The 9,332-nt window shown below is 66.0% G+C and carries 4 protein-coding genes; all 4 read left to right on the forward strand.

Going from position 1 to position 9,332, the window contains the following annotated elements:
* Positions 1–18: 18 nt before the first annotated feature.
* The gene (locus tag BRAO375_RS24580) at positions 19–1,086 is read left to right on the forward strand and encodes a glycosyltransferase family 2 protein (protein ID WP_009030158.1); all 1,068 of its coding nucleotides are present in this window, start codon (positions 19–21) and stop codon (positions 1,084–1,086) included.
* The gene (locus BRAO375_RS24585; protein WP_009030159.1) at positions 1,083–3,194 is read left to right on the forward strand and encodes a TIGR04372 family glycosyltransferase; all 2,112 of its coding nucleotides are present in this window, start codon (positions 1,083–1,085) and stop codon (positions 3,192–3,194) included. Before BRAO375_RS24580 ends, BRAO375_RS24585 begins: the two co-directional genes overlap by 4 nt.
* 197 nt (positions 3,195–3,391) lie before the next feature.
* Positions 3,392–6,283, forward strand: a complete 2,892-nt coding sequence (locus BRAO375_RS24590; protein ID WP_009030160.1) for an NF038122 family metalloprotease — start codon at positions 3,392–3,394, stop codon at positions 6,281–6,283.
* 285 nt (positions 6,284–6,568) lie between these two features.
* Positions 6,569–9,332: S8 family serine peptidase (locus BRAO375_RS24595; RefSeq protein ID WP_035641948.1), on the forward strand; the 2,764-nt coding region annotated here is incomplete at its 3' end.

A 9,332-nucleotide genomic window follows, 5' to 3' on the forward strand; every position in this document is an offset into this window, starting at 1 on the left:
CAGGATGTTCGCTGAGCCATGACCCCGACGACCCGCCCAGCCGCTGCACCGACCGTCACCCTGGTGGTTCCCAATTTCAATCACGCCCACTACCTGCCGGAGTCGCTCGGCAGCATCGCCAATCAGACCCGCGCGCCAGACCGTGTCATCATCATCGACGACTGCTCGACGGATGGCAGCATCGCGGTCATCGAACGCTTCCTCGCGGACAGGCCGAGCTGGCGGTTGATCCGTCGTGAGGCCAACCAGGGAGTCGTGCGCGGCCAGAACGAGGCGCTGGCGATCGCCGACACCACCTGGATCGGATTTCTCGGCGCCGACGACGCGCTTCATCCGGCCTATCTCGAGAAGGCGATGCGCCAGGCCGCGAAGCACGCCGATGCCGGCCTGATCTTCGCCTGCTGCGAGATCATCGGGCCGGACGGCCCTTCGGCCAAGCGCATGCTGCGGCCGATGATGCTGCCCTCGTCCGCATCGACGATGCTTGCTCCAACCGACGTCCGCCGCATCCTGCGTCTCGGCGACAACTACTTCTCCGGCACGACGTCGCTGTATCGCAAAGAGGCCCTGCAGGCGCTCGGCGGGTTCGACGTCAAGCTCGGCTCGTTCTCGGATGCGTTTCTGGCGCGCCGGCTGGCGCTGACCTACGGCTGCTACTTCATCGCCGACGTCCTCGGCTATTGGCGCATCCACGGCCAGAACTACTCGACCGTGACGGCGACCGACCCGACCTCACTCAATGCCAAGCTGGCCGAGATCGGCGCTCTGATTCAGCAAAGCAGGCTGTTTCCTCCTGGGTATGACGCGGCGTTCGCACGGCGCAACCGCTTTGGCGCCGCGCGCATGGTGCTGGGCAGCGCGACGGCGCCGGCCGCCAAGGCTGCACGCGTGTCCGCTTTGCTCGATGGAAACATGCTCGACACGCATCTGCTTGCGTTGCTCTTGAGCCTCGGGACGGTCGGACGTCTGGCTGCCCTCGCCTGGGTCACGCTGCGGACCCGCCCGATGTCGCTGACGCGCCTGCTCGCCCAGACCGGGGTACGACGCCAGATCATCGCCGGAACGCCAGCCTATCGCGCGCCATGACGATGCGTGCGCCCATCGGCTCCCTCCGGCATCGCCTCGATCACCGGCAGGTGACGCCCGCCCCTGTCCGCGGCGTGCCAGCCGCACCACCATCGCAGCAGCCGCCGCGAAGCCGCTGGTCGCCGCGAACCTGGCTGACGGCAGCGGTGTTTCGCCTCTACGCCTTCCTGAGTGCCAGGCGCCGGCAACTGCTCCCGCTGACCACCCGCGCCGCCAACATCGTCGACGGTAGGCTGATCAATGCGCCGGCCGGCGCGAGACTGCTTGAGCTGATCGACCGGCAACTCGCGCGAGAGACATTCATCGGCCGACTGCTCGCACGGCTGACGTCGACGACGCTCGCCGCGTCCGCCCAGGTCCACCTCGCCGCAAGCCGCAAGCCGAGCGCATTGCGCGCGGTGCGCCTGCTGAACCTGATCTTCCGCAGCCAGATCAGGTCCCGGACCGGCGTTGGCGCTCAGGCCTATTTCGCGACGCTCGCGCTGTGCAGCGCCTATGACCGCATCGTGCGCGAGGTGCCACGGGCCGAGACGATCGACAGCTTTGCGATCAACTTCGCCGTCGGCGTCGCCCATATGTATCGCGGCAATCTGCCGGTGGCGGCGCATTTTCTTCAGACGGCGGCCGCGTCGGGCGACGGCAACGCGCTGCGCAAGCTGGGCGCGGTCAATGCTTTGGCCGGCGATCACGTCCGCGCCGCCGCGTGCTTCGAGGCCTCAGTCGAACGCGATCCGCGCTCGGTGATGGCGCATCAGAACTATGCCGGCGGCTACGATCCGTCGACCTATACGCCGAGCGCCTGGGAGCTGGAGAATGCCGGGGATCTGCTGATCTACGACAACCTGATCCAGCTCGGCGAAAACTTCTATCACCAGGGCCGCTACGACGACACGTTCCGCTGTTATCAGGCGGCGCTCGATCATCAGGACGCCTTGGCGCGCAAATGGTCGCTTCCCGAGACGCTGACCCACCGCATCGCCGGCGCGAGCCGGATCTTCGATCCTGCGCTCCCGGTCCGGCTGCTCGGCTACGAATGGGTGACGCTGATCGGCCATATCGGCTTCATCGACTGCCATTTGCGCATGGCCGCGCTCGGCATGCTGCCGCGCGCCAACTACGTGCTGCTCGCACCGCCCGCTAAGGTGGTGAACCAGCCTTTCCTGAGGCTGTTCGATCAGCATGTCACGATCATCGAGGACTCTGCACTCGTCGATGACCTCCTGCCCTATCAACGCTTGGTCGGCGATCAGTTCATCGCCGTCCGCGGCACGGATGGCTTGGCCGAGCCGTGGGCGCACGCGGCGTCGCGGGCCCAGGTCGCCTGGGCGGAGCAGCAGCGTGGACCGATCGTGAAGGTTCCAGCAGAGCTCATGGAACAGGGCGCCGCCAGGCTGCGCGCGGCGGGCGTGACCGCCGACTGGTTTGTCGCGATGCACATCCGCGAAGGCGGCTATCACGGCGACGGTCCCGGGACGACGCGCCAGCATCGCTCCGCCAATGTCGGCGACTACCTGGAGGCAATCGCCGCGATCACCGCGCGCGGCGGCGCCGTCGTCCGGCTCGGCGACCGCAGCATGACCCCGCTGCGCGGCATGGCCGGCGTGTTCGACTACGCCCATAGCGACATCAAATCGGCGGAGATGGACCTGTATCTCTGCGCCGCCGCCCGCCTCTTCGTCGGCACGACGTCGGGCCTGACGACGGCTGTGCAGGCGCTGGGAACGCCGATGCTGCTGGTCAACTGCATCTCGAATGACTGCCAGTTCTGGCACGAGCGCACCGACTTCACCGTGCGTCCGGTCTACGACCGCCGCAACCGTCGTTATCTGTCGCTGCGTGAGACCTATCGCCAACCGCTGCAGGCGCTGCTGATCGACACCGCGGTGCTGGCGCGCCACGGACTTGAGATCCACGCCAATACCGCAGAGGACATCACGGAAGCAGTCCGCTACAAGCTGGATTGCCTGGACGGCGTCAGCCGGCCGTTGCGCGAGGGCGGCCCGCAACTCGACCGCTATCGCGCGGCCCTCAGCGGCAATCCCTACAATTTTGGTGCGTCGTTACCAGTACCCGCGTTCCTGAACCGGCTGCCGGAACTGCTGGGCTGAAGGGCTCGGAACTCAGAGTTCGATGAACGCCCACAACGCGCGACCACCAGTAGTTTTCCCGTTGTTCTGCGCCACCATTAACCTCCGAGCAAGGCCCTCAGCCTGATAGGTAAAGTTGGCACGGTCGCGAATCACGAGGCAGCGAATCGCCTTGATCGAGCCATGCGCCGTTCACGCGAACAGCTGGGACTGAGCCAATGCTTGGAGTGTCCAACTCACAGTCTGATCCGATCTCGCCGACCTATGATGCGGGCGTTCCGCCCCCCTCGAATCCGGTCGAGCTTCCCGAAGAGGCCGTGGAATCGCTGCTCGCGCAGGGCGACTTCGCCGGCGTCGGCGCCGTCACCGCGGTGAGCGCTGGCGGACTGACCATCAACCTGTTGTTCGACACGGCGGCGATGAATGCGCCGGCGAGCTTCCGCGCCGGCATTCAACAGGCGGCGGCAATCCTCACCTCGCTGATCTCGGATCGCATCACGGTCAATCTCAAGATCGACTACAGCGGCACCGGCGGCGGCGCGGCGGCGGGTCCCGACGGCGGTCAGTGGATGAGCTATTCCAGCGTCCGCTCCAATCTGATCAACAACGCCAGTCCCGGCGACACCACGTTCAATGCGCTACCCGCCGGATCAAGCATCCAGGGTCAATCCTACGTCGCGGTGTGGAATTCGCAGCTGAAGCTGTGGGGCGGCCTCGGCGCCAACGACACCACCACGGACGACGGCAGCGCCACCTTCGCCACCGACATCAATCCGAATCTGCTGGTCGGCGTGGCCCTGCACGAGCTGACCCACGCCTTCGGCCGCGTGCCCTACGGTCCGCAGCCTGACATCTTCGATCTGTACCGGTTCTCGAGCCCGGGCGTCCGGCTGATGACCGGCGGCGCGACGGCATCGACCGCCTATTTCTCGCTCGACGGTGGCTATACCAAACTCGCCGATTACGGCCAGTCGTCCGATCCGAGCGACTTCCTGAACAGCGGCGTGCAGGGCGGCAACGATCCGTTCAACGAGTTCTACACCTACAGCACGCTGCAGACGCTGACGACCGTGGACCTGAAGCAGATGGACGCGCTCGGCTTCCATCTCGTCTCGGCCACGCCGGTGACGATCGAGGCGCTCGGATCGACCAGCCTTGTTCAGCTCGGCATGAGCTACTTCCTCAACCCGGTCGCCGGCGGAACCGGACCGCAGATCAAGTTCAACGGCGGCACGGTCGCCCCGGGACAGCTCGGCGGCTGGACCCCGATCGCGGCCGAGACCAGCGGCAGCGGCTATCAGGTCGCCTGGAAGATGTCGGGCACCGACCTCTACACGGTGTGGAATCTCGACAGCAGCGGCAACTATACCGGCAATGCCATCGGCGCCGTCTCGGGCGGCACGGCCGGATTCGAGGCGTTCGAGACATCGTTCCATCAGGACCTCAATGGCGACGGCACGATCGGCGTGCCGAGCACCGTCATCGAGGCCATCGGCTCGACCAGCCTCGTCCAGTCCGGCAATGGCTACTTCCTCAACCCTGTCGGCGGCGGCACTGGTCCCCAGGTGAAGTTCGGCGGCGCCAATCTCGTCGTCGGACAGCTCGGCGGCTGGACGCCGATCGCGGCGGAGACCGTCGGCAGCGGCTATCAGATCGCCTGGAAGATGGCCGGCGCGGATCTCTACACGGTCTGGAACACCGACAGCACCGGCGCCTACTCCGGCAACGCAATCGGCGCCGTCAACGGCGCGAGCAGCGCCTTGGAGGCGCTGGAGACCAACTTCCACCAGGACCTCAACGGCGACGGCAGCATCGGCATTCCCTCCACCGTCATCGAAACCCTTGGATCGACCAGCCTCGTGCAGTCGGGATCCGGCTACTATCTGAACCCGGTGGGCGGCGGCACGGGCCCGCAGATCAAGTTCAGCGGCGCGGTTCTCGCGCCGGGACAGCTCGGCGGCTGGATGCCGATCGGCGCTGACGTCGTGGGCGGCGGCTACCAGATCGCCTGGAAGATGAGCGGGACCGACCTTTACACGGTCTGGAACGCCGACAGCAGCGGCAACTACACGGGAAATGCGATCGGTGCGGTCAATGGCGCCAGCAGCGCGCTGGAAGCTCTGGAAACCAACCTCCACCAGGACCTGAATGGCGACGGCACGATCGGCATTCCATCAGCCGTGATCGAAGCGCTGGGCTCGACGAGCCTGGTGCAATCCAGCTCGACCTACTTCCTCAATCCGGTCGGCGGCGGCACCGGCCCGCAGATCAAGTTCGGCGGCGGCGTCGTGACCGTGGGGCAGCTCGGCGGCTGGAATCCGATCGGAGCAGAGGCCTCGGGCGGCGGCTACCTCGTAGCCTGGAAGATGGCGGGTGCCGATCTCTATACGGTGTGGAACACCGACGGCAGCGGCAACTATACGAGCAACGCGATCGGCGCCGTCCCGGGCGGCTCGGCAGCGCTGGAGACGCTGGAGACCAGCTTCCTTCAGGACCTCAACGGTGACGGCACCATCGGCGTCCCCTCGCACGTGGCAGCGGGCGCGCAATCCTTGACGTCGGCTGGCGGCCCCGAGGTCGTGCTGACGATCTCGGCCAGTTTCAGCGGCGAGCTGATCGGATTCGGCAACAGCGGCGATCGGATCGACCTCAGCAGCCTCGCCTACAGCTCGCTGCAGACACGTTTCGACGGTGCCAACGGGCTGCTGTCGCTCAGCGACGGCGCCAGCAGCACGTTGCTGCATTTCCTCGGACCCATGTCGCAGGACAGCTTCCGCTTCAGCGACGACGGCCACGGCGGCACGCTGATCTCAGCCGCCACGGGGCCGGTGAGCGGCACCGCTCCGCAGACCATGACGCTGACGGGCCATGACAGCTTCGTCTTCGCCGAGCATTTCGGTCAGGTGAGCATCGCTGATTTCACCCCGGGCATCGACACGCTCGTCGTCAGCCACAACCTTTTCGCGAACCAAGCCGCGCTGCTGGCAGCGATCCATGACGACGTAGCTGGCAATGCCGTGATCACCGACGCGGCGCAGGACACGATCACGGTTCAGCACGTCTCGACCGCCGATCTGCTGGCGCATCTGTCGAGCTTCCACCTCGTCTGATTCGCCAGCCGGCTCCCACGACCGGCAAGACGGATCCGCTGCACGTCCCGCTTTTGATGTTTGCAGCCGCGCTGCCGCGGACCGACCACCTCCGGCTCGGTCGCGGCGCCCATGGCTTTGTCGAATACCACCCTTAGTTGAATTCGATCATACCGATCGAACCATGACGTATGGCCGGAGCCGCCATTCTTCGGTACGATTTTATTCAAGATCGCGGGGCATCACGGCCGACGCTTCAGTTCATCGCCTGCCGGTCTCGACGGCAGAACAATCAATGTTGCATCCATGTTGACCGAATCTGATCGCGCCGAAGAGATCTCCCAGCGCTGGCGAGAAGCCGCCCAGTCCCTCATCTTCGATCCCGTTGCGGACGGCCATGCTTGGCACGCGCAGCAGCCTGCGGCTGGCGCCGATGCGGCCGGCGATGCGCCCGAGCCGGCCTCCGGCGGCGAGCAGGCGATCCATGCGTCGGCGGAGCCGACCGGTCCTGCCCCGTCTCCCGCGACCGCGAGCGGGTCGGCCGATGCGAGCGGCACGGTCGCGGCTGATGATGGCGAAGCGGCGCCGGTTGCGCATCTCTTCGAGGTCAGCACGCAGACCCAATCCTGGGGGCATGAAGCGGCCAAGCCTACGATCTGGACGGCTGTCATCGGCTCGTCCTGGCAAGTCACCCAGGAGATCTCGTTCAATCCGCCCGCCGCACCTGCCGGCCATGTCACGACGGAGACCGTGCATGTCCTGGAGCAGAGCCTCGGCCTGAGCGGAGCGGTGCTCTCGACGGTGGTCGAGACGACCTTCGGTGCCGGCGCGTCGCTGCCGACCTGGTTATCGTCCGGTCCTACCCACGAAGGATCGGCACAACCCGCGCCAAACGCCTCGGCCCATACGTCGCTTCAGGAGGCGGTGACCGAGGCCATCACCTCGGCGGTCGGTGCAAACGGCGCGACCGGCGCCCAGGTCGTGCAGGCGCTCGGCGGCAACACCACCGGTGTGACGGGCGCCGGCATCAAGATCGGCGTCCTCTCCAGCAGCTTCAACAATAAGGGCGGTGCAGCGGCCGACGAGGCCAGCGGAGCCCTGCCTTCGGCCTCCAAGATTCAAATCCTGAAAGACATGCCGTCGGGCGGGTCGGACGAAGGCCGTGCGATGATGCAGGTCATCCACGACATCGCGCCCGATGCCAGCCTCGCCTTCTACACGGCGAGCCAGAGCGAGCAGGACTTCGCCAACGGCATCATCGCGCTCGCCAATGCAGGCTGCAAGGTGATCGTCGACGACGTGAGCTACACCGACGAGCCGTTCTTCCAGAACGGCATTGTCGCCAAGGCCATCCAGACGGTCCAGGCGATGGGCGTGACGTATGTCACCTCGGCGGGCAACAACGGAAGCTCGGCCTATCAGACGTCCTGGACCTCGATATCCGGCAGCATCGGCGGGAATTACTATGCCGGCAATGCGTTGAGCTTCGGCGGCAACATCTCGCAGACGATCTCCGTCACGGCGGGTGCCTACCTGCTCGTGCAATGGGACCAGCCCTGGGGCCAGGCCGCTTCACACCTCGTCGTCGCCGTGTACAAGGACGGGCAGTACGTCGGCTTCGTCCCCAACACGTACTACAATCCCTACATCGGGTTGCAGTTCTCGGTCTCCGGCACCTACCAGATCGTCATTGCCGACGCAGACGGGCCCACGCCGACGATGATCAAGGAGATCCTGGCCGGCAACGGTGCGCCGGTCTCCATCAGCGGGGCCAATACCGGCACCGTGTTCGGTCACGCCATGACGCCGGGGGTCATTACGGTCGGCGCCGTCAACAGCGCCAACACCCCGGCTTTTGGCGTCACGCCGGTGTCGGAAAGCTTTTCGTCATCGGGAGCCGGGACCGAGATCCTGTTTGCCAATGACGGCACGCGCCTGACGACGCCGCTCCAGCTCAACCCTGTCGTGGTCTCCGGCGTCGACAACATCGTGACGACGGTCTCCGGCCTCACCGACTTCTACGGCACGTCCGCTGCCGCCCCCACAGTCGCCGCGATCTCGGCCTTGATCCTGACGGCCAACCCGACACTGAGTTCGGCGAATGTGTCGGAGATCCTGCAGCAGACGGCTGTGCCAATGGCCAATTCTGCCGTGGCCGGCGCGGGGCTCGCCCAGCTGAACCCGGCGGTCAGCTCGGCGCCTTATTTCGCCAACACGGTCATCGAGGCGCTCGGATCGATCAGCCTCGCCCAGGTCGGCGTGATCTACGATCTGAACGCCATCAGCGGAAGCACCACGGTGGCGCTGCGGTTCAACGGCGCGAACGTGGTGGTCCACCAGCTGAGCAACTGGACGCCGATCGGCGTCGAATCCAATGGCAGCGGCGGCTACGAGGTCGCGTGGAAATTCCAGGGGCAGGATCTCTACACCGTCTGGAACGTCGACAGCGCCGGCAATTACACGGGCAACGCGATCGGCGGCGTATCCGGAAGCTCGACCTCGTTCGTGACGTTCGAGACGTCGTTCCATCAGGATCTGAACGGTGACGGCACGATCGGCCTGGCGAGCACCGTCATCGAGGCGATGGGCGCCACCAGCCTCGTCCAGTCCGGCAACAGCTATTTCCTCAATCCGGTGGCCGGCGGCACGGGCCCCGAGGTGAAGTTCAATGGCGCACCGGTGGCGCCAGGACAGCTGGGCGGCTGGACGCCGATCGCCGCCGAAGCCGTCGGCAACGGCTATCAGATCGCCTGGAAGATGGCCGGCAGCGATCTCTACACGGTCTGGAACACCGACAGCAGCGGCAGCTACACCGGCAACGCCATCGGCGCCGTCAGCGGCAGCAGCAGTGCGCTGGAAATGCTGGAAACCAACTTCCAGCAGGATCTGAACGGCGACGGCAGCATCGGCATTCCCAACACGGTGATCGAGACGGCCGGATCGACCAGCCTGGTGCTCGCCGGCTCGACCTACTTCCTCAATCCGGTCGCCGGCGGCACCGGTCCGCAGATCAAGTTCGGCGGCAGCGTCGTGACCGTCGGTCAGCTCGGCGGCTGGAATCCGATCGCGG

This window comes from Bradyrhizobium sp. ORS 375, assembly GCF_000239775.1.
In the GTDB taxonomy this organism is placed as follows: domain Bacteria; phylum Pseudomonadota; class Alphaproteobacteria; order Rhizobiales; family Xanthobacteraceae; genus Bradyrhizobium.

Excerpts from the sequence above, each read along its gene's own strand:
- BRAO375_RS24580 (WP_009030158.1), top strand. The coding sequence starts at position 19 with ATGACCCCGACGACCCGCCCAGCCGCTGCACCGACCGTCACCCTGGTG.
- BRAO375_RS24585 (WP_009030159.1), top strand. The coding sequence starts at position 1,083 with ATGACGATGCGTGCGCCCATCGGCTCCCTCCGGCATCGCCTCGATCAC.
- BRAO375_RS24590 (WP_009030160.1), top strand. The coding sequence starts at position 3,392 with ATGCTTGGAGTGTCCAACTCACAGTCTGATCCGATCTCGCCGACCTAT.